The following is a 24,526-nucleotide window of genomic DNA, read 5'->3' on the forward strand; positions in this document are numbered from 1 at the left end:
ATGTCAATCAGCGCGACACTGCGCAGTGTCGCGCCCTCACATGAATCGAAAGGACAGGACATGTTCAACAAGATCCTGATTGCGAACCGAGGCGAGATCGCTTGCCGCGTGATCAAGACTGCCCGCAAAATGGGCATCAAGACGGTGGCGATCTATTCAGACGCCGACCGTAACGCGCTTCATGTGAAAATGGCAGACGAAGCCGTTCACATCGGCCCGCCCCCTGCCAACCAGTCTTATATCATCATCGACAAGGTGATGCAGGCGATCAAGGATTCCGGCGCTGAGGCGGTTCACCCCGGCTATGGCTTCCTGTCCGAGAACTCGAAGTTTGCTGAGGCACTGGAAGACGCAGGTGTTGCATTTGTTGGCCCGCCCAAAGGTGCGATCGTGTCGATGGGTGACAAGATCACCTCGAAGAAGATCGCTCAAGAAGCCAACGTGTCGACCGTTCCCGGTTACATGGGTCTGATCGAAGACGCGGATGAAGCGGTGAAGATCTCGAACGAGATCGGCTATCCGGTGATGATCAAAGCCTCGGCCGGTGGCGGTGGTAAAGGGATGCGGATCGCATGGAATGACGAAGAAGCCCGCGAAGGGTTCCAGTCGTCCAAGAACGAAGCGGCCAGCAGCTTTGGTGACGACCGTATCTTCATCGAGAAGTTCGTGACCCAACCGCGTCACATCGAGATCCAGGTTCTGTGCGACGCGCATGGCAACGGCATCTACCTGAACGAACGCGAATGCTCGATCCAGCGCCGTAACCAGAAAGTTGTGGAAGAAGCCCCGTCGCCCTTCCTGGACGAAGCCACCCGTAAAGCCATGGGCGAACAGTCGGTCGCGCTGGCCAAAGCCGTGGGCTATACCTCGGCCGGTACGGTGGAGTTTATCGTCGATGGCGACAAGAACTTCTACTTCCTGGAAATGAACACCCGCCTGCAGGTGGAACACCCCGTGACCGAGCTGATCACCGGTGTTGACCTGGTCGAGCAGATGATCCGCGTTGCAAATGGCGAGCCGCTGTCGATCACGCAGGATGATGTGGGCATCAATGGCTGGTCCATTGAAAACCGTGTCTACGCGGAAGATCCCTATCGCAACTTCCTGCCCTCGATCGGTCGTCTGACCCGCTATCGTCCGCCCGCAGAGATTGCGGCTGGCCCGATGCAGGCCAACGGCAAATGGGCCGATGAAGCCATCGAAGGGTCGGACTATGCGGTACGTAACGACACCGGCGTCTTTGAAGGCGGCGAGATCTCGATGTACTACGACCCGATGATCGCCAAGCTGTGTACCTGGGCGCCGACCCGGGACGAAGCGATCGAAGCCATGCGCAACGCGCTGGACGGGTTCGAGCTGGAAGGCATCGGTCACAACCTGCCCTTCGTGTCTGCTGTGATGGATCACCCTATCTTCATGAAAGGCGAGATGACCACCGCCTTTATCGAAGAACAGTACCCTGACGGGTTCGACGGTGTTGAGCTGGGCCATGATGCGCTGAAACGCATCGCTGCCTCGGCGGCTGCCATGTACCGCGTTGCTGAAATCCGCCGCACCCGTATCTCGGGCCGCATGGACAACCACGAGCGCAAAGTGGGCAAACACTGGGTCGTGACGCTGCAAGGCGAAGAGTTCCCGGTCAAGATCAAGGCCGACAAGAAAGGCTCGACCGTAAAGTTCGACGACGGCACGAAAATGCGCGTGTCTTCGGACTGGACCCCGGGCGACAGCCTGGCCACGCTGGATGTGGACGGATCGCCGCTGGTTCTGAAGGTCGACAAGATCACCTCGGGCTTCCGTATGCGCTCGCGTGGTGCTGACCTGAAGGTGCATGTGCGCACCCCGCGTCAGGCCGAGCTGGCCCGTTTGATGCCGGAAAAACTGCCGCCGGATACCTCGAAAATGCTGCTCTGCCCGATGCCGGGTCTGGTGGTGAAGGTCGATGTTGAAGTCGGCCAGGAAGTTCAGGAAGGCCAGGCGCTCTGCACGATCGAAGCCATGAAAATGGAAAACATCCTGCGCGCTGAAAAGAAGGGCATCGTCTCGACGATCAACGCGGGCGCTGGCGATAGCCTTGCCGTCGACGAAGTGATCATGGAGTTCGAATAACATGACAAAGGCCACCACGTTGTCCCGCGCGACGGGGCAGCTGACTTTGATGTCAGTGCTGATCAGCGTGGTGGCCTTCGCGCTTTATCAGGGTGTGGCCCTGATCCGGGCGGGTGTTTTCGAATACCCGCTCGATGACGTTTACATCCACCTTGCGGTTGCCGAACAGATCGCTGCAGGTGGCTATGGCGTGAACCCGGGCGAGTTTACCTCGGCCGCGTCCTCGCCGATTTATCCCTTTTTGCTGACGGCCTTTGCAGGCACCGCTGCGCAAGCATGGCTTCCGCTGTTCTGGAACACCCTTTCGCTTCTGCTGGGTGCGGTGCTGTGGGCGCGGATCGTATCGCAAAGCGGCGCATCGCGCGGGTGGATGCTGACTTTTGCCGCCCTTGGCCCCTTGGCGTTCAACTTCGCCGGTGCCGCGATGGTCGGCATGGAGCACAGCCTGCACATTCTGGCCAGCCTTGCCGTTCTGCGTGGGCTGCAAATCCAGATGGACGAGGACCGCATCAGTTGGCTGCTTGTCGCCGGAATGGTACTTGGTCCGATGATCCGTTTTGAGGGTCTGGCGGTGACGGGCGGTGGCGCCCTTGTGCTGCTTCTGATGGGCCGCGCGGCAATGGCAGGTGCCTTGTTCGCAGCGGCGGCGGCACTTGTCGCGGGCTTCATGTACTTCCTGACCTCGCTGGGATTAGAGCCGCTGCCGAACTCAGTCATGGCGAAGCTGTCTGGCAGTGGGCATGACCGGTTTTCGCCCGCGGATCTGCCGGTCAAACTGCTGGTGCAACTATTTTCCAGCAAGGCCGTTGTACTGCTGATCACGGTGCTCTGTGCGCTGTCGCTGCTCGCGCGGTCCAACGTTGACCACCGCCTGCGCGCCCTGTTGTTCGCGGCCTGCTTCACCGGATTTGGCCATCTGCTTCTGGGCCAATTCGGCTGGTTCGAGCGCTACGAGCTTTACGCGATGACCTTCGTTCTGGGCCTCATGATGATGGTCGTTCTACGCGACGAGGTACTGCATACGATGCGCCTGCTGCTTCTGGCGGGCTTTGGCTTTCTGGGGGCGGCCTATGGGCAGTGGCTGTTGTTTAACGGTACCAATGGCCCGAACGCCATCCATTCGCAGCACGGCAACATGAGCCGCTTCGTGAAAGAGGTTTACCAAAAACCCGTCGCCGTAAATGATCTTGGCTATGTGGTTTGGGCCAACCCCAATCAGGTGCTCGACCTGTGGGGGTTAGCCTCCTACGCGGCGCTGAAGACCCGTTTGGATGATCCCTATCCCGGTTGGGCTGCCGATCTGGTGGACGCGGCCGGGGTCGAGCTGGCCATCGTCTATGACCGCTGGATTGACGAAGGGATTGGGGACGATTGGGTTAAGGTCGGGGTTCTGACATTCACCGGCGGTCCGGCCTTTCTTGGCGGTTATGACGTGAGCTTCTATGCGACCACACCCGCTGCGGCGGACGGCATTCGCCAACAGCTGACCGGCTATGCGCCAAAGGTGCAGGGCGACGCAGTACTGCGCGTAATCGACGGGGGGGCAGGATGAGCATGCTGCGCCATATCCCCCTCGCGGCGGCCGCTGGCCTGACGCTTTTGGCGGGGTGCAACCTGCATGGTGAGGCCGATTTGCGCGCGTCGCTCGGCCAGTATTTCACGCTGGGCGACACGTTGTCTTTTGAAAGCAAGATGACCTGCACCGCGGCTGTATTCCGCGCCGCGCTGAACGATGTGAAGCCCGAGATGCCGCTGGCCACGACCAGTGCGGATGCACAGGAGTTGTTCCGCGCCACAGGAAAAGCCGCCCTGCGCGCAGACGGGCAGACACCGCATGATCTGACCGACGAGATGCTGACGACCGAGGACGGTGCCTTTGGCCGTCAGGCGCTGGCCGCCGCCGCTCTGGTCGGGAAATGCCTGTCGGAAGCAGACAGCCAAGACTTCCGCCGTGCCCTGACACGGCCCGGCGCAACCATCGCCTATGACACTGGGGTAGGGGGTGTCATGATCCTCGACCCCGTAGAACGAAAACTCTTTTTTGCCGCCGGAGATCCCTTGTGATCCGCGGCCCGGAACCAGCCAGCGCCCACGGGCGCATCAAGACGAAAAGGACGACAAGATGAGCGACATCAAGAACTGGAAGGAACTGGCCGAGAAGGAGCTGCGCGGCCGCGCTCTGGACGACCTGACGTGGAACACGCTGGAAGGGATTGACGTGAAGCCGCTCTATACGGCGGAAGACACGGCTGATCTTGACCATATGGGCACGCTGCCCGGCTTTGGCCCGTTTACCCGCGGTGTGAAGGCGACCATGTATGCGGGGCGTCCGTGGACGATCCGTCAGTATGCGGGCTTCTCGACCGCGGAAGAATCGAACGCCTTCTACCGCCGCAACCTTGCCGCTGGTCAGCAGGGCGTGTCGGTGGCGTTCGACCTTGCCACGCACCGTGGTTACGACAGCGATCACCCGCGCGTTGTGGGCGATGTCGGCAAAGCTGGTGTGGCCATCGACAGTGTTGAGGACATGAAGATCCTGTTCGACGGCATTCCGCTGGATAAGGTTTCGGTCTCGATGACCATGAACGGCGCGGTGATCCCGATCCTTGCCAGCTTCATCGTTGCCGGTGAAGAACAAGGCCATGACAAAGCGCTGCTGGCGGGCACCATTCAGAACGACATTCTGAAAGAGTTCATGGTGCGCAACACCTATATCTATCCGCCCGAGCCGTCGATGAAGATCATCTCGGACATCATCGAGTACACCTCGAACGAGATGCCGAAGTTCAACTCGATCTCGATTTCCGGCTATCACATGCAGGAAGCGGGCGCGAACCTGGTGCAGGAACTGGCCTATACGCTGGCTGATGGCCGCGAATATGTGCGTGCCGCCATCGAAGCTGGCATGGATGTGGACAAGTTCGCAGGCCGCCTGAGCTTCTTCTTCGCCATCGGCATGAACTTCTTCATGGAAGCCGCAAAACTGCGCGCCGCGCGGACCCTGTGGCATCGCGTAATGACCGAGTTCGGTGCGAAGTCGGAACGTTCGAAAATGCTGCGCACCCACTGCCAGACCTCGGGCGTGTCGCTTCAGGAACAGGATCCCTATAACAACGTGATCCGCACCGCGTACGAAGCCATGTCGGCAGCGCTTGGTGGCACCCAGTCGCTGCACACCAACGCGCTGGATGAAGCCATCGCGCTGCCCACCGACTTCTCGGCCCGTATCGCGCGCAACACCCAGATCATCCTGCAGGAAGAAACCGGCGTGACCAATGTGGTCGATCCGCTGGCGGGCTCTTACTATGTGGAAAGCCTGACCGACGAGCTGATCAACAAAGCGTGGGAGCTGATGGAAGAGGTCGAAAGCATGGGCGGGATGACCAAGGCGGTGGCCTCGGGCATGCCGAAACTGCGGATCGAGGAATCGGCGGCCAAGCGTCAGGCGATGATCGACAAGGGTGACGAAGTCATCGTCGGCGTGAACAAGCACAAGCTGGAAAAAGAAGACCCGATCGACATTCTTGACGTGGACAACATGGCCGTACGTGACAGCCAGATCGCCCGCCTTGAAAACATCCGCGCAACCCGCGACGCAGCCGCATGCGAGGCCGCTCTGGCCGAGCTGACCCGCCGTTCCAAAGAAGGTGGCAACCTTCTGGAGGCCGCCGTCGAAGCCGCCCGTGCACGCGCATCCGTAGGAGAGATCTCGATGGCTATGGAAGAAGAGTTCGGTCGTCACCGTGCCGAAGTGAAAACGCTGGCTGGTGTCTATGGCGCGGCCTACGAAGGCGACGAAGGCTTTGCGGCCATTCAGAAATCGGTCGAAGACTTCGCAGACGCCGAAGGCCGCCGCCCGCGTATGCTGGTTGTGAAGATGGGACAGGACGGTCACGACCGTGGCGCCAAGGTCATCGCGACCGCCTTTGCGGACATCGGCTTTGACGTGGACGTAGGTCCGCTGTTCCAGACCCCGGACGAAGCCGCGCAGGACGCGATCGACAATGACGTGCACATCGTGGGGATTTCCTCGCAGGCGGCAGGTCACAAGACGCTGGCCCCGCAGCTGGTGCAGGCTCTGAAAGAGCAGGGCGCCGAGGACATCATCGTGATCTGTGGCGGCGTGATCCCGCAGCAGGACTATGACTTCCTGTATGAAAATGGCGTAAAAGCCATCTTCGGCCCGGGCACCAACATTCCCGAGGCCGCTCAGGACATCCTGAAGCTGGTGCGCGACGCCCGCAGCTAACAGGCCGCACAAAAGTGGGCACCGGTTTTGTGCTCCTCGGGCCTGTGGCATAAATCAGGCGCAAAAACACTTGCGGCTGGCGGCGTTTCCCGCCAGCCTCATCCCAGACCATCGAAGGGAATGAAATGGCTCTGGGAGAAGTCGATCATCTTGTGGTGTCCTCCGCGACCCTGTCAGAAGGCGTTGCGTATATCGAGGACCTGCTTGGGGTGTCCATGTCGGAGGGAGGAGACCATCCGATCATGGGCACCCACAATTCCCTTCTGTCCCTTGGACCAGCCACCTATCTTGAGGTGATTGCGGTCAATCCCGACGCTGATGCGCCCGATCATGCGCGGTGGTTCGATCTGGATTACTTCACCGGCCCTGCACGGCTGACCAACTGGGCCTTACGCGTCCCGGACCTGCATCAGGCGCTTCAGCGCGCGCCCGAGGGGTCGGGCGACGAGTTGCAATTGTCACGTGGGGATCTGCGTTGGGATATGGCAATTCCAGCCGATGGGCGCTTGCCGTTTGGTGGCTGCGCGCCGGGGCTTCTCAGCTGGAAAGGTGACATGCCTGCACCGCGATTGCCCGATCTCGGGCTGCGACTGGCCGCGCTCGAAATCACCCACCCCGAGGCCGAGGCGCTGAGCGTGGCCCTGCATCCTTTGGTCGAAGACACGCGGATCTCGGTCCATTCGGGCCAGCCGGGGTTAGCTGCCTGGATCGACACGCCTGCCGGGCTTGTCCAGCTATGATCATTCGTGCTGCTACCATTGTCGACGCGCATGCGATCCAAGAACTGTGGAACCTTGCCATCCGCGAGACGCTGATCACGTTCAACTCGGTCCCGAAAACACTGCTTGATGTCGAGAACGCCATTGAAACCGCCAAGTGCATGCTGGTCGCAGAAGAAGACGGCGAAATCATCGGCTATGCAAGCTTCAACCAGTTTCGCGCGGGGGTCGGCTATGCCCACACTGCCGAACACTCGATCATGCTGGACCCAAAGGCGCGCGGGCGCGGGGCGGGGCGGGCTTTGATAGAGCGGATCGAGTCCGAGGCACGCGCCCAAGGGTTTCATTCGATGATTGCCGGGGTTTCGGGTTCGAATCCGATGGGCGAACCGTTTCACGCGGCGATGGGCTATAAGACCGTCGGGGTCATCCCGCAGGCCGGACGAAAGTTCGATCAATGGCATGATCTTGTGCTGATGCAGAAAGTCCTGTGACCCGGTCGCGAAAGCCGCTAACACTGCCTTATGTCTATCTGGTCCCGTATCTCCGACGCGCTGTCCGCGCTTGCCAAGGGCGAAAGCCTGTCAGACGTATTCTCGCATCTGCGCACGCCGCCTGAACGCTCGGCCGGCTTTGCGATTGCGGTGATTGCGCTGGGGGCGAAGATGGCCAAGGCCGATGGGCAGGTGACGCGGGACGAGGTCTCGGCCTTTCGCGAGGTCTTCACCATCCCGCAATCCGAAGAAAAGAACGCAGCCCGCTTGTTCAATCTGGCCCGCACGGATGTGGCCGGGTTCGAGCTGTACGCCCAGAAGGTTGCGGCGATGTTTGGCCCCGACGATCCTGCGCTCTGTGATCTGATGGAGGGGCTCTTTCACATCGCATTGGCGGACGGTGAATATCACCCCGGCGAAAACGCGTATCTGGAAGAGGTCGCACGGATTTTCGGCATGCCCGAGGAACGCTTCTTGGCGCTGCGCTCGCGCATGGTGCCGGATGAACATCCCGACCCCTATCAGGTGCTTGGCGTGCCCCGGGACGCACCAATGTCAGAGATCCGCAAGGCCTGGCGCAACGAGGTGCGCGAAAGCCATCCGGACCGGATGATTGCCCGTGGCGTTCCAGAAGAGGCGATCAAACTGGCCGAGAAGCGCCTGATCGCCGTCAATCGCGCCTGGGACGAGATCAACTCAGGTCAAGGGTAGGGCGGGTTGATGCGGATCGCGACCTATAATGTTGAATGGTTTGACAACCTGTTCGATGATGAAGGTGTGCCGATCGCGGACAATGGTTGGTCTGGTCGTCAAGACGTGACCCGCGGCGCACAGTGGAACGCTGTGGGGAAGGTGTTTCAGGCCTTGGATGCCGACGCCGTGATGATCATCGAGGCGCCGGACCAAAGCCGCAGACGCGATACCGTTCCCGCGCTGGAAACCTTTGCCGAGATATTTGGCCTGCGCGCGCGCAAGGCGATGATCGGCTTTGCCAATGACACACAACAGGAAATCGCGCTGCTCTATGATCCCCGCGTGATCAGCGCGCGCCATGACCCGCTGGGGGCCGAGAACGTGGACGACGCCTATGCCGCGCCCCGGTTCGACAGTCGGTTCGAGCTGGATCTGGATACCGACGCTACACCTGACAAGGTGGTGTTTTCAAAGCCCCCACTTGAAGTAGCATTGACCCACCGCGAAAGCGGCAAAGAGCTGCGGCTGATCGGTGTGCACGCCAAGTCGAAAGCCCCGCATGGCGCGCGCGGTGCGGCCGAGGTCATGCGCGTTGCCATTGAAAACCGCCGCAAACAGATGGCGCAATGTATCTGGATCCGGCGTCGCGTGGATGAACATCTGGGCGTGGGCGAGTCACTGATTGTGCTGGGCGATTTCAACGACGGTCCGGGGCTGGACGAATACGAAAAGCTGTTCGGCCGTTCTGGGGTCGAGGTTGTGCTGGGTGAAGGAAAGAATGCCTGCATGTATGACCCTCATGCCCGCATGGCTTTGCTGCAACGGACAGGTGCGCGGCCGACCACCTCGCGGTTCTATATTGCCAAAGAGAAACGGTATTTACAGGCGCTTTTGGACTATATCATGGTGTCTCCTGATCTGTTGGCGATCAAGCCCAACTGGCGGATCTGGCACCCGTTTGATGACTCGCTCTGCTATAAGGATGTGTCTCTACGCGAGGCGCTGTTGACGGCGTCGGATCACTTCCCGGTGTCGATCGATTTGAGGCTCTGACCTTCAATTCTGGATAGGATCGCCTACATGTGTGTCATGAAACAGATTGCGACATCCACCGTTCTTGCCGTGTTGCTGGCGACCACACCTGTCTTTGCGCAGGACGACACGCCCCCTGATAATCCCGAGCTTGCCGAAGGGGCTGAGTTGTTGAATCGGGGCTTTCAACTGCTTCTGGAAGGGCTTGCCAATGAGCTGGAGCCGATGGCGGAAGAGTGGTCCGAGGGCTGGGCGGATCTGGTCGAGAAATTCGGCGACATACAGGTCTATCACCCGCCCGAAGTGCTGCCCAATGGAGATATCATCATCCGGCGCCGCACGCCACTTGACCCTCCGGCGCCGGGCGAGACGGATATTTAACCCGATAGTTTCTCTAGCGCTTCTTCTTCACGATGGGCGTGGCATTCAGCGCCTCGGCCAGTGTCTGGAAGCGCGCTTCGGCCACCTCGCCGAACAAACCGTCGGCTTCTTTGCGTAGGATCAGCACCAGTTCGCGTTTCTTCGGGAACCAGCGCAGCTCGGCCAAACGCGTCGGATCCTCGACCGAGAACATGGCCCCGAACCGCATGGCTTTGCCCAGCACCTCGGCCCGGGCCAGCATTTTGTCGGACAGGATGTCAAACAGCGGTGCGAAATGTGATCCCTCGCGGCTGTTCTTATAGCGATGCAAAAGCGCAAGCCCCAGAAACACACGTTGTTCGTGGGTCAGACCGCCCAAGTTGGCGCGGGTGGCGTTGTCGAAGCACACCTCGTGCCGATAGTCCGGGTGCGCGCGCCAACTGACGTCATGCAGAAGGCAGGCGGCGCGGATGACGCGCAGATCTTCGGGTTTTAGTGACTTGTAGAGCGGCGTCAGGAAGCGAAACAGTGCCTTGCCGAAGCCCGGTTTGCGCGCGTCCTTCTTTTCCGCGTGATAGCAGGCTTCGATCAGAGGGTCGCGTTTGCGCAGCCGGTCGGGCATCTGCTCGTACAGCAGCCCCTCGCGGATCCCGTACGAGCTGATCGCGATTTCTTTCGGGCGGAAGACATGCATCAGACGCTTCAGAACTTGCGCCGCGATTGGCACCAGCGCCATACGGGCCGAGGACGTACCGGTGCGTTGGCGCACCTCGTCCAGATCGACCTCGTCAATCCACTTCAGGGTCTTGGACAGCGACTTTGGCGTCATTCGATATTCATGCAAAACGGTCAGCGGATAGCCGCGACGTTCCATGTCCAGGCGGGCAATTGCACGCCACGATCCCCCCACAAGGAACAGGCGTTTGTGGTCTGTGCCCATTTCCTCGGCCAGGTCGTCCACGACGCGGGCAATCTCGGCCTTAAGGCCTCTTTTGCCACCGGGCACACCTGCCAGTTTCAGCGGGCCAAGTGGAGAGGTGACGCGCTTGCCTACCTCTCCGGCTTGGATATGTGCAAGCTCTAGCGACGACCCACCAATATCGCACATCAGCCCTTGGGCGTCTGGCCAGCCAAGAAGGACGCCTTGGGCGGACAGACGGGCTTCTTCCTCGCCATTAATGACGTAAAGCTCTAACCCGGTTTCGCGCAGCACCTGAGCGCGGAACTCGGGGCCGTCTTCTGCATCGCGCACCGCAGCCGTGGCCACAGCCGAGAGCGGGCCAAGGTTCATACCATCGGCGAGCCGCTGAAAGCGTTTGATCGCGGACAGAGCGCGCGCGCGGCCTTCGGGATGCAGGTGCCCCGTTTCGGCAATGCCGCGGCCCAATCCGCACAAAATCTTTTCATTGAAGAAATAAGCAGGCGAGCGCGCGGCCCCGTCAAACACCACCAAACGGACCGAGTTCGAGCCTACATCCACCACACCAACGCGGCTAAGCTTGCGCGCCGAGGGGTCATCAAACAGAGGTCGTCCAAACGGGCCCCAATCTTCCCCGGTATCGCCACGTCCGTCCATAGAATCCCCCCGTGTCAGTGCGTGTACTTTAGCGGCGCGGTCGACATATCTCAATCTTGTGAATGCGTTAGTTCGGGCACATCCGATGCCCCGGCGGACCCGCGACCCGACAGTGATGGGTTTTCCATGAAGAAACGGTGGCAGTTGAACGGGTGCTCGATCGTATCAAGGTCCGCGCGGGTGAACTTGCCGTCCGGTCCCATCACCCAGCTTTGCGCCACATCGGCAAGGTTGGCGGCCATGATCTGGCTGACGATCTGGGCCTTCACGGTCGCGTTCTTGATCTCGACCAACGTTTCCACGCGGCGGTTCAGGTTGCGTCCCATCCAGTCGGCAGAGGACATGTAAACGCGTGCTTTCTTCGACGGAAGACCGTGACCATTCCCGAAGCAAACAATGCGCGAATGTTCAAGGAACCGGCCCACGATGGACTTCACGCGGATGTTCTCTGACAGTCCTTGGATGCCGGGTCGAAGTCCGCAGATGCCACGCACCACAAGACTGATTTTCACGCCCGCTTGACTGGCCTCATAAAGCGCGTCGATCACGTCTGGCTCGACCAAAGAGTTCATCTTGGCCCAGATTTGCGCAGGCTTGCCCGCCTTGGCATGTTCGGCCTCTTCGTTGATCCGTTTGATCAGCGTCGACTTCAGGTCCAGTGGTGAAATCGAGAGGTTTTCGAGGCTTTGCGGTTCGGCATAGCCGGACAGATAGTTAAAGACCCGCGTGGCGTCGCGCCCAAGTGCGGTGTCGCAGGTAAACAGGCTGAGGTCAGTGTAAATCCGCGCGGTAATCGGGTGGTAGTTCCCGGTGCCATAGTGCGTATAGGTGACCAGTTCGTCCCCTTCTCGCCGTACTACGGTCGAGATCTTGGCGTGGGTTTTATAGTTGATGAAGCCATAGGTCACGTGTGCGCCTGCGCGTTCAAGGCGGCGCGACTGGCGGATGTTGGCGGCTTCGTCAAAACGGGCTTTCAGTTCGACCAGCGCGGTGACGGATTTTCCGTCTTCTGCAGCTTCACACAGTGCTTTCACGATTGGGCTGTCATGAGAGGTCCGGTACAGCGTTTGCTTGATCGCCACAACGTTGGGATCACGCGCGGCCTGATGCAGGAAGCGCACCACCATGTCGAAGGTTTCATAGGGGTGGTGCAGCAGCATGTCCTTCTGCCGGATCGCTGCGAACATATCACCTTCGTGGTCCTGCACCCGTTCGGGCACGCGGGGCGTGAAACTTGGCCACAGAAGGTCCGGGCGTTCCTTCAGGACCAGCCCGTTTAGATCGGCCATGCCGATCATGCCGTCGACCTCGACGATCTCTTTGCTTGAGATGCGCAGCTCGCGTTTGATCATGGACAGAAGAAGAGAAGGCGCGCCCGCGGTGATCTTCAGTCGCACAACTTCGCCCCGGCGGCGGCGCTTCAGGGCGGTTTCGAACTCGCGGACCAGATCTTCGGCTTCGTCTTCCACCTCAAGATCGCTGTCACGCAGGATGCGGAAAGCGCAGTGGCCTTTTTCCTCGTATCCGGGGAAAAGCTGACCCAAGTGCTCTAGCAGCAGGTCTTCCAGCGGTAGAAAACGGAACTGGCCGTCGTCTGCGGGCAGGGCGACGAAACGGTCAATCTGCTGCGGGATCGGCAAAAGTGCTTTCAGTTTTTGCTTGTCCTTGGTGCGTTCCAATTGCAACGCCAGAGAATAGCCTGTGTTCGGGATGAACGGGAACGGGTGGGCCGGGTCGATGGCCAGGGGCGACAGAACCGGGAAAACCTGTGTCAGGAACACGTGGTCCAGATGGGCAAGGTCCGCGTCGGTCAGATCTTCGCGCCGGGCGATGATGATGCCTTCGTCGCGCATCTCACCCGCGAGAATTTCAAACACCGCTTGCTGCCGGGCCATCAGCGCGCGGGCGTCATCGTCGATCAGCTTCAGCTGCTCGGCGGGGCTGAGGCCGTCAGCGGCCGGGGTCGATACACCTTCGCGGACCAGCTCGCGCAGACCGGCGACGCGCACGGTATAGAATTCATCAAGATTGGTTGCCGAGATCGACAGGAATCGCAGCCGTTCTAGCAGCGGAACGCGGGTGTTTTCAGCCTCTTCCAGCACACGCCAGTTGAACCCAAGCCAGCTGAGCTCGCGGTTGAAGAACCGTTTGGAGTCCGCGAAGTCATCGGCGGGCAGGGCCGTCGCGGGCGGGAAATCTGCCGACAGGAAATCGACAAGAGGAAGCTGGGGTGCGTTGGACGTATTCATGGCGGCACTCTATCGCTGGAAAGTGTGACGGGAAGGTGACGTTATGCCTCGTTTTCCGTGTCTTTGTCCAGAACACGTGCGGCCAGCGTGCGCGTCAGGGCGCGTCCTTCCGAAAGTGCCGCCTGATCCAAAATCGAGACCAGTCGTGCTGCTTCGGCAAGCGAGCGCTCCATACGGGGTAGAAGGTAGTCGATCAGGTTGGCGGGCACGGTGATCTGGCGGTCATGGAAAAGTTTGACCAGAACGGCTGACAGAAGCATGTCGTCAGGCGGATCAAGGCGGGTCAGCGTTGTACCCTCCATCCGGCTGCGCAGATCGGGCAGCGTCAATCCCCAGCGGGATGGGGCCGTGCACGCGGTGACCAGCAGCGCACCGCCTTCAGCCAGAACCAGATTGTGCAGATGGAAGAGCGCGTTCTCGGCCGTGGCATTTCCGGCGATCTGATCGGCGTTCTCAACTGCGACGGATTGGCCTGCCAAATCCTCGATCCGAAGGTCAGGTAAAGCGCTTGCCTGAAGAATCTGCGCGCCCGAAAGACCTGCCCACACATGGGTCAGATGCGTTTTCCCGGTGCCAGATTCACCCGCAAGGACAAGTTTTCGGTTGGGCCAGTTCTGCCAGGTTTCGATCGTGGCCATGGCGTTGGCATTCGACGGCGTAACAAGGAAATCATCCAGCCCCTGCGCTGGGTGCGCGGGCAGGTCAAAGGTCAGTTGTTCGGGCATTAGTCGGCTATGTCCTCGTCCAGCGCGGCTTGCTGTCCAGTAAGACCCTGATACAGCCGGCCGGTCTGATACTTCACGATGAAGAAACGGGCAACCACGCCAATTGAGGCCGCAACGGGGACGGCGACCAGCATTCCCACAAAGCCGAAAAGCGAGCCGAAGACGGACAGGGCGAACATCAGCCAGACCGGATGCAGACCGACCGAGCTGCCCACCAGTTTCGGGGTCAGGATATTGCCCTCAAAGAACTGGCCCAGCACGAAAATCACGGCAACGGCCCCGAGGCTCCACCATTCGCCCCAGAACTGGAACAGGCCCAGCCCGATCGCCAAAGCCCCGCCCACCAGAGCGCCGACATAGGGAATGAAGGTGATCAGGCCCGCGATGAAGCCGACCACAAGGCCGAAATTCAGGCCAACCAGCATAAGTGCGACGGCATAGTAGGTGCCCAGCACGATACAGACCGAGCCTTGCCCGCGAATGAAGCTGGCCAGGGTGCGGTCAATGTCACTGGCAATCTGTCGAATGGCGGGGCGGTGATCCAAAGGCAGGAAGCTGTCGACCTTCGCGACCATCCGGTCCCAATCGAGCAGCATATAGAAGGCCACAACGGGGGTGACGACCAGAAGGATCACGATGTTGATCACGCTCATCGCCGAAGACAGCAATGTGCCCACCAGCTCGCCCCCGCGTTCCTGAATTTTCTGACCCAGGCTTTCCAGCGACTGCCGGATCGTCGATGTCTCGTCCATCAGCGAGGGGAAGCGTTCGGTCAGGAAGGCCTGCAACTCGCGCAGCAGATCCGGGGCAGAGTTCGCCAGAGCAATGGCCTGCGACACAAGGGTCGGTATGACCAGAAGGAACCCCAGGATCACGATCAAGACGGCAACAAGCGAAATCACGACAGTGGCCAGCACGCGCGACATCCCTGCCTTTTCCAGCCGGTCCGCGACGGGATCTAGGAAATAGGCAATCGCCCCGCCCAGAATGAAGGGCATGATCACATCGCCCAGAAACCACAGGGCAAGGGCAAAAATGGCGATGACAATCGACCAGTACTTGGCCTGTGTCTGAACGGGAAGCGGCATATGGGCTCCGGTAAATGAACTTTCTTCTATGTCGCCCAAGCCACCGGGGTTTTCAAGGGGAGGGCGAAATATCGGGGCAGACGCAATCGGCAGGTTTTCGCGCCAAAAATTCAAATCAGCTTGCGTTACGCCAGCGTGTTAGGGTCAATGTGGCTATTCGACCCGAAAGGATAATCCATGAAAAAGACTGCATTTGCCGCCATCGCCATGTCCCTGCTGCTGACCGCCTGTGGGGGGCACCAGTATGAGCGGAAAGAGCCCGGCGTGACCGTATCCGGCACGGCTGGGGTCGGCGTGGTCTATAAGGATGGCGAGGTTAGCCCGCACACGAAAACCACGATCACAATTGGCCTTGGCGGATCAATCTGATTAGTGGATCCTTACACCCTGCCGTGTCAGCTCGGCCTGAACGGCGGTGATTTCTACGCGATCCAACGCGACATCTGACTTCACCGACAGGGCCGCGGCGACGCCTGCGCCTTGTCCGGCGACGGCACAACAGGCCATGTTGCGCGTGGCCGCGTGGGCGATCTTGTCGCCACCAATGGCGCGGCCTGTCACCAGAAGCCCCTCGACCCCTTTGGGCAGCATCGCACGGTACGGCACCTGCATATAGCGCCCCGTGGTGGGCAGGATCAGCACGCCATAACCGTCGATGAATTCGGGATAGATGCCGATTGTGTCGTTAAACCGACCTTGCGCGCGGACGTCGGTCTCGGTCATGTTATAGACCGCATCGATCTTGCGTGTGTCTCGAATGCCGATGGTCATGCCAAAGTTGCGCAACCGCGCCCCTTCGCAGCCCGGCGTATAGGTGCGCAGGGCGTCGATGGCCAGCATCGCCTGTTTGCGCCCCTCGATCTCGCCCTTGGTCATGCTGTCGGGATCGGTCCCGTCGACCCCGGCCAGATGGACAAGGTTCATATAGGTCATCTCGCCACTGTCATGCACCGCGCCCCAAGTGCCGCCGATCGTGTTGAGATGCGGCGGGATTAGACCGTCGCGGATTGCGGCTTCAAACGGTTTGCCCAAGAAGGGCGAGAACATGTTGTCCGCTTTCCCGTCCGTTTCCACCTGCCATTCGCCCGAGGACCAGTCGGCATAGGTCTGCGGATCGGCGCGCACGCCCTCCATGAAACGTTGCTTGTCGACGCCTGCGATGTGGAACATGACGGATGCCGCCTGCATCTCTTCGACCGGCGTCTTCACGGTCGGCGCACCCATCATCTGTGCGATGTCCGCGTCGCCTGTCGCGTCGATGACCCGCTTTGCCAGAATAGCCTCGCGGCCGGCTTTGCTTTCGACAATCACGCCGGTGATGGCATTGCCGTCCACAATGGGGGCGACGAAGGTGCGGTGTAGCATGGGGTGCACGCCTGCCTCTTCGACCAGACGATCTGCCACCAGCTTGAACCCTTCGCTGTCCAGCTCATAGGACAGGGACTGGCTTTCCGGCACGGCGGCGCCCATCTCTTTCGCGCGATCTTCGAACTCGCGCCCGATGCCGCCTGCCTCAACAGTCTGTTCGTGTCGGTACCACGCGAAGCCTTCGACCCCGACGGTCGTGATATTGCCACCGAAACAGCCGAAGCGGTCCAACAGCGTCACCTCGACCCCCGCGCGTGCAGCCGCCAGCGCCGCCGCCAATCCGCCGGGACCAGATCCCACCACAAGCACATCGGTGCGGTGAATGATCGGCGTGTGTCGTGCGGGTTCCAAGATGGTGTCGGTCATGGGGGCTCCTGTTCGTTGGTTCAAGGTGGCCGGAGTTGCGTGAAATGCCAAGCCTGACAGCGACCCATCCTGTCGCAATCAACCAAGTCACATTGGGCGATTGCCCCGGCCCGTCCAATGGCGTAGACCGCTTGGGACGAATGAATGAACAGAGGTCACTATGCGCCTGTCCCGCTATTTCCTGCCCGTGTTGAAAGAAACCCCGTCTGACGCCCAGATCGTCAGCCACCGTTACATGCTGCGGGCCGGCATGATCAAACAGCAAGCCGCTGGCATCTACACCTGGCTGCCGCTGGGTTTCAAAGTCCTGCGTAAGATCGAAAACATCGTGCACGAGGAACAGATCCGCGCGGGTCACATTCCGATGCAGATGGCCACGATCCAGCCCGCGGATCTGTGGCGCGAAAGTGGTCGCTATGACGACTACGGCGAAGAGATGCTGCGCATCGAAGACCGTCACGGCCGCGATATGCTGTATGGTCCGACCAACGAAGAGGTTATTACCGACGTCTTCCGCTCGAACGTGTCGAGCTATAAGGATCTGCCGCTGACCCTGTACCAAATCCAGTGGAAGTTCCGCGACGAGATCCGCCCGCGTTTCGGCGTGATGCGCGGCCGCGAGTTCTACATGAAGGACGGCTATAACTTCGACCTGACCAAGGAAGACGCGCTGCACGCCTATAACCGTCATCTTGTCAGCTATCTGCGCACCTATGAACGCATGGGTCTGCAAGCCATCCCGATGCGTGCTGATGGTGGCCCGATTGGCGGCGACTATACGCATGAGTTCCTTGTGCTGGCCGAAACCGGCGAGTCGGAAGTGTTCTATGACAGCGCCGTGACCGACCTGACCTTCGGCGACCGCGCAATCGACTATGATGACGTGGCGCAGTGTCAGGGCGTGCTGGAAGAGTTCACCTCGAAATATGCGCGCACTGATGAAACGCATGACGAAGCGATCTTCAACGAGATCCCTGAAGAGCGTCGCCGCGTTGCACGTGGCATCGAAGTGGGCCAGATCTTCTATTTCGGCACCAAGTATTCCGAGGCCATGGGCGCCAAGGTGATCGACAGCGAACAGAAACAGGTGCCGGTCCACATGGGCTCGCACGGGATTGGCGTCAGCCGTCTGCTGGGTGCGATTATCGAAGCTAGCCATGATGATAACGGCATCATCTGGCCCGAGGGCGTGACCCCCTTCCACTGTGGTATCGTGAACCTGAAGCAGGGTGACGAAGCTGCGGACGAGGCCTGCGAGGCGCTTTACAAGGCGCTGACCAACGCGGGGCTTGAGCCGCTCTATGACGACCGCAAGGAACGTGCTGGCGGCAAGTTCGCCACCATGGACCTGATCGGCCTGCCATGGCGCATCACCGTGGGGCCGCGTGGCCTGAAAAACGGTGTGGTCGAAGTAACCAGCCGCCGCACCGGCGAAAGCGAAGAGATGACACCCGAAGCGGCCATCGCCAAGATCATCGAGATCTACGAGCCGCATCGCGTTTCGGGCCTGTAAGAGGGCCCTGCAACACAAAGAAGCCCTCGGATCTCTTGACGCATTCCGTGCTGTAGGAGGCAATTGGTAATAAGCCGCAGAGCTTTGGTTGGCTCCACCGAAAAACGGTGGAGCCAATTTTGATAGATTGGGCGGAAAAGAACCGTTCGCTGCGATGAGCATCAAAGTCCGCAAAAGCGGGACTATCACGACATTCGCTCCGAGCTTCCAAATGACTAATCTGTTTGCATGTAGCGTCCGACTTGAAACAAGGCGGGTTTCGAAAATGACAGGTTGTCAAAATCTCATCCAGACAACGCCCGGTTTGCACTCCTTTCAGTGAGGTCAGGCGACTTCGAACAAAGCTGCGGCCCCCATACCTCCGCCAATGCACATGGACGTAACCACGTACTTTACACCACGGCGCCTACCTTCAAGCAAAGCATGCCCGACTTGTCTCGCGCCCGTCATACCATAGGGGTGGCCAATCGAAATGGCACCGCCATTCACGTTGTAGACTTCCGGATCAATACCAAGATGATCGCGGCAATACAGAACCTGGCAGGCGAAGGCTTCGTTAAGCTCCCAAAGGCCGATGTCTTCGATGCGAAGACCTGCATTCTTCAGCAGCTTTGGAATGGCATAGATCGGGCCGACACCCATCTCTTCCGGTGCGTTTCCTGCAACTGCCATACCGCGATAAATGCCGAGCGGTGTGAGCCCCTGTTGCTCAGCCAATTTGCCTTCCATGAGAACGCAAGCGGAAGCGCCATCTGAGAGCTGGCTTGCGTTTCCTGCGGTAATCACGCCTCCTTCGACAACCGGGTTCAGCCCGCCCAGTGCTTCGGTCGTCGTACTCGGTCGATTGCCTTCGTCTTTTGACAAGGTCACCTCTTCCAGGGTTTCCTCTCCGGTTTCGCGGTTCTTGACCCGCTTTATCGCAGTGATCGGAACGATCTCGTCATCAAAGGCGCCAGCGGCCTGAGCCCGAGCCGTCCGACCTTGGGAAAGTGCAGCGTATTCATCCTGCACCTCGCGGCTGATCCCATAGGTCCGCGCCACATTTTCCGCGGTCATCAGCATCGGCATATAGGCATGCTCTGATTGGGCGATAACGTTTGGATCTTTCTCATCGCCCGCCCATTTCAGATAAGCATTCTGCAGGGCGGAAATATTTTCCTGCCCGCCCGCCACGGCAACGTTCTGACCATCCACAATGACCTGCTTTGCAGCTGTCGCAATGGCCATCAACCCGGAGGAACATTGCCTGTCGATCGTCTGTCCTGCCACCGTATTGGGAAGGCCCGCCGCCAGCGCCGATAAACGGGCGACATTCATGCCTGCTGTCCCCGCCGTAAGGACCGATCCGATGACGACATCTTCGATCGTACCGGGGTCCACGCCTGCACGTTCAACCGCGTGCTGAATGGCGTGCCCCATCATGGTAGGGGATTTGATGTTGTTCAGCGCACCTTTGAAGGCAACCCCAATAGGGGTTCGTGCGGTTGAGACGATAACGGCTTCTCTCATGATTTTTCCTTTTTGGCATCAAAATACGCGGTAAGTGTCACGCCCGAGGTTGCGAGTTCTTCCAACAAAGGCGCAGGCGTGAACCACATCTCGCCATAGGCGCCAAGCGACTGCCGATAGTGGTTCATGCGTTCCAGAATCTGGCTCAATCCAATCTCGTCGGCGTAGTGCATCGGGCCGCCGCGCCAGTTTGGAAAGCCATAACCATTGACCCAGATCAGGTCGCAATCACCCGGGCGCGTTGCAATGCCCTCTTCAAGGATGAGAAAGCCCTCGTTGATTAAGGGATAGAGGGATCGCTCAAGGATTTCCTGATCGTCGATGTCCCGGGGCGTCACTCCATGTAAGTTTGCTAACTCGGCGCTGATTTGAACAACCTCGGGATCTTCAACTCGTGTCCGGCCGTCGTAGACATAGCTTCCTCGCCCGGTTTTCTGGCCCAGTCGGCCCAACTCAAACAGTTTGTCCTGCACAGCCTGGTAAGTCGGGTCATGTGCGATTTCACTTCGCCGTTCCTGGCGTACGCGTGCGCCCACATCGACCCCGGCCAGATCTGCCATCGCGTGAATGCCCATGGCCATGCCGAAGTTCTCAAGGACGTCATCCACCTGTTTCGGCGTCGCCCCCTCAAGAAGCAGACGAGAACCTTCGCGGAAGTATGGCTCGAGCATCCGGTTTCCAACAAAGCCGTAGCACACGCCAACCGTGACAGGGAGCTTTCGGATCTTCTTTGCGACTGTGATTGCTGTTGCAATGACATCCGGAGCGGTCTTGGCGCCGCGCACCACCTCCAGCAAGCGCATGACATTGGCCGGGCTGAAGAAATGGAGACCAATCACATCCTCCGGACGGGATGTGACCGCGGCGATTTCATCAAGATCCAACGTCGATGTGTTTGAGGCCAGTATCGCGCCGGGTTTGGCGTGCTGGCCCAACGCTTCGAAAATCTGGCGTTTGACATTCATGCTTTCAAACGCCGCTTCAATGATCAGGTCGGCCTCTGCGAGGTCGCCGTAGCTGAGCGTCCCGGTGGCGTTGGATACGATGGCCTCTGCCCGATCGGCACTGAGCCGCCCTTTTTGAGCCGCACGCTGAAAATGCTCCCGGACCTTTTCCAGCCCCTGTTCGAGCGCGCCTTGCGTGGTTTCAAGAAGCGTGACCGGATATCCCGCCTGCAGAAAGGCGATGGCAATGCCGCGCCCCATTGTTCCGGCACCGATCACAGCGACCGATGAAATGCTACGTGGTTGGTCAGCACGGGTAACGCCGGGAACCTTGGTGCATTCACGCTCTGCAAAGAACAGATGCCGCCCCGCGCGCGATTGAGGTGTGTCGAGCAGTTCAGCGAAACCTGCCTTCTCTTGTGCCAACCCCTCGGCCAGCGGCATTTCGCACGCGGCCTCGATGGACACCAAACATCGTTCAGGGGCGACAAGGTTTTTGGACGTGTGCGCTATCTGGTCTCGGAAACCCGTCAGATATCCCTTCGGATCAGGGTGTGTGACGGTCATATCCGCGCAACTGCGTTTCGGATCGCCCTCATGGCTGACACGGGTGGCGAAACCCAAAACATGCGCGCGAAAATCCTGGTTGTTTTCAAGCAGCGCGTCGACCAGCCCACAAGACAGGGCATATTCGCCTTTCACGGGATCACCCGAGAGGATCATTTGCGTTGCCGCTTCCAGCCCGGAAATCCGGGGTAGTCGCTGGGTGCCGCCGGCACCAGGCAGCAGCCCCAGTTTGATCTCAGGTAGGCCCATCACGGCATCCGGCGTGGCGACACGGTAATCACAGGCAAGCGCGATCTCCAGCGCACCACCCATAGCGGGACCTGCTATCGCGGCGATAATGGGTTTTTTGCTGGTTTCAATCGTTACACACAGGTTTGGCAGGTCCGGCTTGTCCCAAACTGCCCCGGTACGGAACTCGACGATGTCAGCGCCGCCGCAAAAGAGCGGCAGAGCCGAGCATAGAACGATAGCTTTGACCTGTTCATCGGCGTCCAACTCGTGGATGGCCGAGGAAAGCGCCTGCCGCATCTTCAGGCCAAGAGCGTTCACTGGCGGGGCATTCAGCTCAATGAAAGCGACACCCTCGGTGTGTTTAATGGAAATCATGTTTGGAAACCTCAATTGGACTGCTTGGCAAGATCTTGTTCGATCTCTGCCCAATCGTCGAAGTGGATTACATTGCAGGGTGAATTCACGTTCTCGAGCCAGACAAAGACGGAGATGAATGGCTGGTCATAGACCCGGGTGGCGTGGGGATCGCCCGCCGCGTTCCAGATAAGTGATCCAGCCGGATAATCCTGCCAGTCACGGGTGCCAAACCGCCAACCAGATTTCTCGGACAGGTTCAGGTACAGCTCTGGCGCGTCGTGGTTGTGGTCGCGATACAGCGTCCTTGGGCCCAGCATGAAAATGCCAAGGTTGAAATCGGGATGGTGATGTCCACATGCGTCTGGCCCAATCAGCAGAGTATGTAGGTTACACTTTGTGTATCCCTCGCCCAATTCGGCACCAGGGGGATAGAATTGGGCGTTGTCTTCGCGCCAGATCAGATCATCCTTGGCCGCTTTCAGACAACGTGCGATTTCTTGCAATTCGGGGGCGACAATCCCGGCGATGGCGTTCTTCAGAACCTCATCGTGCCGGGTTCCTTGGGGAGGTAAATCAATGAGCCGCTCGTCGGACAGGTCCATGGCTGCCAGCTTGTCCAACGTCAGATCAACGCCGCGCGGGGCAGCTCTATGTGCCTGCAGATAGGTGACAATGGAATGAATAAGCGCCTGAATACGACGTTGCTTGTCTGTCATGATTTTAGGCCCGCGCGAGTTGAAATGTCTTGCCGCACGAGCTTCTTGTCGAGCTTGCCGACGCTGGTTTTAGGAAGGCTGGTGACAAAGAATATACCGTCGGGAACTGCCCATTTTGAGATCTCGCCTGCGTCGACGCGCGACTGGATTTCTTCAATGACTCTCAAGCGCACAATATCCGGATCGGCATCCTTTGCGGCTTGAGCGACCAACACTGGCCGCTCGCCCCACTTCGCGTGCGGCAGCCCGATCGCGGCGACGTCCTCGATGCCACCACAAGACGATGCTATGTTTTCCAGTGCCAGTGAGGAAATCCACTCGCCGCCGGTCTTGATCACGTCCTTGAGGCGGTCAGTGATCTGCAACGACCCATTCTCGCGGATATACCCAACATCCCCGGTATGCAGATACCCACCATCCCAAAGTTCATCTGAGGCTTGCGCGTTGTCCAGATAGCCTTGTGTCAACCAGGGAGCCCGAGCAACAACTTCGCCGGTTGTTTCGCCATCATGTGGGACCTCCTGCATATCCGGTGTCACAACGCGAAGGTCGACAAGCGGGCCGGGAAAGCCGGTTTGCGCCTGCACCTCTGGATCGTCGCTGGACAAATCGGCCACTGTCAAAAACGGACAGGTTTCGGACATCCCATATGCCGCATGCAAGGATATGCCTGCCGCCGCCGCCCGGTCCTGTAGAATGCGCGGCAAAGCGGCCCCGCCAATGATGACCTTCCATTGGCTTAGGTCAGTTTGCGGGCAGTTGGGATGGTCGAGCACCATTGACAGAACCGTGGGCACGCAATGGGAAAAGGTGACGTTTTCGTCTTCAATCAATCGCAAGATTGTTTCAGGGTCATATCGACCGGGATAGACCTGACGCAGCCCCAGCATCGTTGCGGCATATGGAAATCCCCAGCCGTGGACGTGAAACAAGGGCGTCAGCGGCATGTAGACGTCGCCGCGATGAAATCCGGCGTTTCCGGGCCACGCTCCGAAGCCGGCGATCAGGCCCAACGTGTGAAGGACCAACTGCCGATGTGAATAGCTCACCCCTTTGGGATTGCCGGTTGTCCCAGTCGTATAAAACAGGGTTGCGGTTTGGTTTTCATCGAAGTCCGGGAAGTCAAAGCTGCCTGAGGCATCGCCTATCCACTCTTCATATCCTTCACCGTCGCCAATCGGCACAATGATGATGTCCCGATCAAAATCCGATTTGATGTCATCAATGAGCGGCATGAAATCGCGGTGCACGATAATCAGGTCCGGCTGCCCATGGTTGATCGTATAGAGAACCTGGGCAGGAGATAGACGGACGTTGATCGTGAAAAGGGACGCGCCCATCATCGGGATCGCGAAAAAACACTCAAGATAACGGTGCGTATCCCAATCCATGACACCGACGCGCATGCCCTCATGTATCCCGCTGGCCTTTAGAGAATTGGCAAGTTGGCGCACGCGTTTGCCCAAGTCCGCGTAACTCAGCCGCATTTCGGTGCCGCTGACGATCTCTTGGCTGGCTGACGCAAGCTGGGATCCGGCCAGCAAGTGTTTAATCAGCAATGGATAGCCATATGCATTTGGCGAAGGTGAAAGTGGTGGCATGAAGGTGGAATCCCATAGCATCTCTATCTGCTAATCTGACATTTCTCACCCAGTCGAAGA

At 59.3% G+C, this 24,526-nt stretch carries 20 protein-coding genes; 11 read left to right on the forward strand and 9 right to left on the reverse strand.

The window, feature by feature from the left end:
- Positions 1-60: 60 nt before the first annotated feature.
- The 9 genes from MWU53_RS01665 (at position 61) to MWU53_RS01705 (ending at position 9,677) form a co-directional block, all read left to right on the forward strand.
- Positions 61-2,109 (forward strand): acetyl/propionyl/methylcrotonyl-CoA carboxylase subunit alpha, encoded by a 2,049-nt coding sequence (locus tag MWU53_RS01665; RefSeq protein ID WP_247089743.1) that lies wholly within the window; start codon positions 61-63, stop codon positions 2,107-2,109.
- 1 nt (position 2,110) lies between these two features.
- Positions 2,111-3,661, forward strand: coding sequence for a hypothetical protein (locus MWU53_RS01670; RefSeq protein ID WP_247089745.1), 1,551 nt, complete (start codon positions 2,111-2,113; stop codon positions 3,659-3,661).
- Positions 3,658-4,173, forward strand: coding sequence for a hypothetical protein (locus MWU53_RS01675; RefSeq protein WP_247089747.1), 516 nt, complete (start codon positions 3,658-3,660; stop codon positions 4,171-4,173). Before MWU53_RS01670 ends, MWU53_RS01675 begins: the two co-directional genes overlap by 4 nt.
- 58 nt (positions 4,174-4,231) lie before the next feature.
- Entirely contained in the window at positions 4,232-6,358 is a 2,127-nt protein-coding gene (gene scpA, locus MWU53_RS01680) for a methylmalonyl-CoA mutase (RefSeq protein WP_247089749.1), read from the forward strand.
- Positions 6,359-6,483: 125 nt separating this feature from the next.
- Positions 6,484-7,098 carry a VOC family protein gene (locus MWU53_RS01685; RefSeq protein ID WP_247089751.1) on the forward strand — a complete coding sequence of 205 codons (615 nt, stop codon included), beginning with the start codon at positions 6,484-6,486 and terminating at the stop codon, positions 7,096-7,098.
- Positions 7,095-7,571 (forward strand): GNAT family N-acetyltransferase, encoded by a 477-nt coding sequence (locus MWU53_RS01690; protein ID WP_247089753.1) that lies wholly within the window; start codon positions 7,095-7,097, stop codon positions 7,569-7,571. The genes MWU53_RS01685 and MWU53_RS01690 overlap by 4 nt, the downstream gene beginning before the upstream one ends.
- A gap of 30 nt (positions 7,572-7,601) precedes the next feature.
- Positions 7,602-8,282, forward strand: a complete 681-nt coding sequence (locus tag MWU53_RS01695; protein WP_247089755.1) for a molecular chaperone DjiA — start codon at positions 7,602-7,604, stop codon at positions 8,280-8,282.
- Positions 8,283-8,291: 9 nt separating this feature from the next.
- Positions 8,292-9,317, forward strand: a complete 1,026-nt coding sequence (locus tag MWU53_RS01700) for an endonuclease/exonuclease/phosphatase family protein (protein ID WP_247089757.1) — start codon at positions 8,292-8,294, stop codon at positions 9,315-9,317.
- Positions 9,318-9,344: 27 nt separating this feature from the next.
- Positions 9,345-9,677 (forward strand): AAA+ family ATPase, encoded by a 333-nt coding sequence (locus tag MWU53_RS01705; RefSeq protein WP_247089759.1) that lies wholly within the window; start codon positions 9,345-9,347, stop codon positions 9,675-9,677.
- A gap of 13 nt (positions 9,678-9,690) precedes the next feature.
- Here the strand turns inward: MWU53_RS01705 and MWU53_RS01710 are convergent, their stop codons facing one another.
- The 4 genes from MWU53_RS01710 to MWU53_RS01725 are packed head-to-tail and all read right to left on the reverse strand — an operon-like array spanning position 9,691 to position 15,294.
- Positions 9,691-11,232 carry a Ppx/GppA family phosphatase gene (locus tag MWU53_RS01710; protein ID WP_247089768.1) on the reverse strand — a complete coding sequence of 514 codons (1,542 nt, stop codon included), beginning with the start codon at positions 11,230-11,232 and terminating at the stop codon, positions 9,691-9,693.
- Between the two features lie 50 nt (positions 11,233-11,282).
- On the reverse strand, positions 11,283-13,481 hold the full coding sequence (locus MWU53_RS01715) for an RNA degradosome polyphosphate kinase (RefSeq protein WP_247089770.1): 2,199 nt from the start codon (positions 13,479-13,481) through the stop codon (positions 11,283-11,285).
- Between the two features lie 41 nt (positions 13,482-13,522).
- The gene (locus MWU53_RS01720; RefSeq protein WP_247089777.1) at positions 13,523-14,206 is read right to left on the reverse strand and encodes a DnaA/Hda family protein; all 684 of its coding nucleotides are present in this window, start codon (positions 14,204-14,206) and stop codon (positions 13,523-13,525) included.
- Complete coding sequence (locus tag MWU53_RS01725; protein ID WP_247089778.1) at positions 14,206-15,294, reverse strand: AI-2E family transporter; 1,089 nt, start codon at positions 15,292-15,294, stop codon at positions 14,206-14,208. The genes MWU53_RS01720 and MWU53_RS01725 overlap by 1 nt, the downstream gene beginning before the upstream one ends.
- Before the next feature lie 177 nt (positions 15,295-15,471).
- Between MWU53_RS01725 and MWU53_RS01730 the strand changes: the two genes are divergently transcribed.
- A complete protein-coding gene (locus MWU53_RS01730) occupies positions 15,472-15,663 on the forward strand; it encodes a hypothetical protein (RefSeq protein ID WP_247089780.1) in 192 nt (63 codons plus the stop codon).
- Here MWU53_RS01730 and MWU53_RS01735 read toward each other — a convergent pair whose 3' ends face one another.
- The gene (locus tag MWU53_RS01735) at positions 15,664-17,028 is read right to left on the reverse strand and encodes an FAD-dependent oxidoreductase (RefSeq protein WP_247089783.1); all 1,365 of its coding nucleotides are present in this window, start codon (positions 17,026-17,028) and stop codon (positions 15,664-15,666) included. It lies immediately after the preceding gene.
- Between the two features lie 160 nt (positions 17,029-17,188).
- On the opposite strand from MWU53_RS01735, the gene proS reads away from it, so the two are divergent.
- Positions 17,189-18,541 carry a proline--tRNA ligase gene (gene proS, locus MWU53_RS01740; protein ID WP_247089785.1) on the forward strand — a complete coding sequence of 451 codons (1,353 nt, stop codon included), beginning with the start codon at positions 17,189-17,191 and terminating at the stop codon, positions 18,539-18,541.
- Between the two features lie 324 nt (positions 18,542-18,865).
- On the opposite strand, the gene MWU53_RS01745 is transcribed toward proS, so the two are convergent.
- From MWU53_RS01745 to MWU53_RS01760, 4 genes are read right to left on the reverse strand one after another with little or no spacing between them, the layout of a single operon-like run.
- Positions 18,866-20,050: an acetyl-CoA C-acyltransferase gene (locus MWU53_RS01745; protein WP_247089787.1), complete on the reverse strand. Its 1,185-nt coding sequence runs from the start codon at positions 20,048-20,050 to the stop codon at positions 18,866-18,868.
- The gene (locus MWU53_RS01750; protein ID WP_247089789.1) at positions 20,047-22,167 is read right to left on the reverse strand and encodes a 3-hydroxyacyl-CoA dehydrogenase NAD-binding domain-containing protein; all 2,121 of its coding nucleotides are present in this window, start codon (positions 22,165-22,167) and stop codon (positions 20,047-20,049) included. Before MWU53_RS01750 ends, MWU53_RS01745 begins: the two co-directional genes overlap by 4 nt.
- Positions 22,168-22,178: 11 nt before the next feature.
- The gene (locus MWU53_RS01755) at positions 22,179-22,865 is read right to left on the reverse strand and encodes a dimethylsulfonioproprionate lyase family protein (protein WP_108856353.1); all 687 of its coding nucleotides are present in this window, start codon (positions 22,863-22,865) and stop codon (positions 22,179-22,181) included.
- Complete coding sequence (locus tag MWU53_RS01760) at positions 22,862-24,487, reverse strand: fatty acid--CoA ligase (protein WP_247089791.1); 1,626 nt, start codon at positions 24,485-24,487, stop codon at positions 22,862-22,864. Before MWU53_RS01760 ends, MWU53_RS01755 begins: the two co-directional genes overlap by 4 nt.
- Between the last annotated feature and the right edge of the window lie 39 nt (positions 24,488-24,526).

It is taken from the genome of Aliiroseovarius sp. S1123 (assembly GCF_023015885.1).
Lineage (GTDB): Bacteria > Pseudomonadota > Alphaproteobacteria > Rhodobacterales > Rhodobacteraceae > Aliiroseovarius.

What these genes read in the sequence shown, in the direction of transcription:
- MWU53_RS01710 (WP_247089768.1), bottom strand. Translation starts at nt 11,232, where the DNA reads ATGGACGGACGTGGCGATACCGGGGAAGATTGGGGCCCGTTTGGACGA.
- MWU53_RS01685 (WP_247089751.1), top strand. Translation starts at nt 6,484, where the DNA reads ATGGCTCTGGGAGAAGTCGATCATCTTGTGGTGTCCTCCGCGACCCTG.
- MWU53_RS01755 (WP_108856353.1), bottom strand. Translation starts at nt 22,865, where the DNA reads ATGACAGACAAGCAACGTCGTATTCAGGCGCTTATTCATTCCATTGTC.
- MWU53_RS01675 (WP_247089747.1), top strand. Translation starts at nt 3,658, where the DNA reads ATGAGCATGCTGCGCCATATCCCCCTCGCGGCGGCCGCTGGCCTGACG.
- MWU53_RS01720 (WP_247089777.1), bottom strand. Translation starts at nt 14,206, where the DNA reads ATGCCCGAACAACTGACCTTTGACCTGCCCGCGCACCCAGCGCAGGGG.
- MWU53_RS01695 (WP_247089755.1), top strand. Translation starts at nt 7,602, where the DNA reads ATGTCTATCTGGTCCCGTATCTCCGACGCGCTGTCCGCGCTTGCCAAG.
- proS (WP_247089785.1), top strand. Translation starts at nt 17,189, where the DNA reads ATGCGCCTGTCCCGCTATTTCCTGCCCGTGTTGAAAGAAACCCCGTCT.
- MWU53_RS01735 (WP_247089783.1), bottom strand. Translation starts at nt 17,028, where the DNA reads ATGACCGACACCATCTTGGAACCCGCACGACACACGCCGATCATTCAC.
- MWU53_RS01745 (WP_247089787.1), bottom strand. Translation starts at nt 20,050, where the DNA reads ATGAGAGAAGCCGTTATCGTCTCAACCGCACGAACCCCTATTGGGGTT.
- MWU53_RS01690 (WP_247089753.1), top strand. Translation starts at nt 7,095, where the DNA reads ATGATCATTCGTGCTGCTACCATTGTCGACGCGCATGCGATCCAAGAA.
- scpA (WP_247089749.1), top strand. Translation starts at nt 4,232, where the DNA reads ATGAGCGACATCAAGAACTGGAAGGAACTGGCCGAGAAGGAGCTGCGC.
- MWU53_RS01705 (WP_247089759.1), top strand. Translation starts at nt 9,345, where the DNA reads ATGTGTGTCATGAAACAGATTGCGACATCCACCGTTCTTGCCGTGTTG.
- MWU53_RS01760 (WP_247089791.1), bottom strand. Translation starts at nt 24,487, where the DNA reads ATGCTATGGGATTCCACCTTCATGCCACCACTTTCACCTTCGCCAAAT.
- MWU53_RS01730 (WP_247089780.1), top strand. Translation starts at nt 15,472, where the DNA reads ATGAAAAAGACTGCATTTGCCGCCATCGCCATGTCCCTGCTGCTGACC.
- MWU53_RS01750 (WP_247089789.1), bottom strand. Translation starts at nt 22,167, where the DNA reads ATGATTTCCATTAAACACACCGAGGGTGTCGCTTTCATTGAGCTGAAT.
- MWU53_RS01665 (WP_247089743.1), top strand. Translation starts at nt 61, where the DNA reads ATGTTCAACAAGATCCTGATTGCGAACCGAGGCGAGATCGCTTGCCGC.
- MWU53_RS01725 (WP_247089778.1), bottom strand. Translation starts at nt 15,294, where the DNA reads ATGCCGCTTCCCGTTCAGACACAGGCCAAGTACTGGTCGATTGTCATC.
- MWU53_RS01700 (WP_247089757.1), top strand. Translation starts at nt 8,292, where the DNA reads ATGCGGATCGCGACCTATAATGTTGAATGGTTTGACAACCTGTTCGAT.
- MWU53_RS01715 (WP_247089770.1), bottom strand. Translation starts at nt 13,481, where the DNA reads ATGAATACGTCCAACGCACCCCAGCTTCCTCTTGTCGATTTCCTGTCG.
- MWU53_RS01670 (WP_247089745.1), top strand. Translation starts at nt 2,111, where the DNA reads ATGACAAAGGCCACCACGTTGTCCCGCGCGACGGGGCAGCTGACTTTG.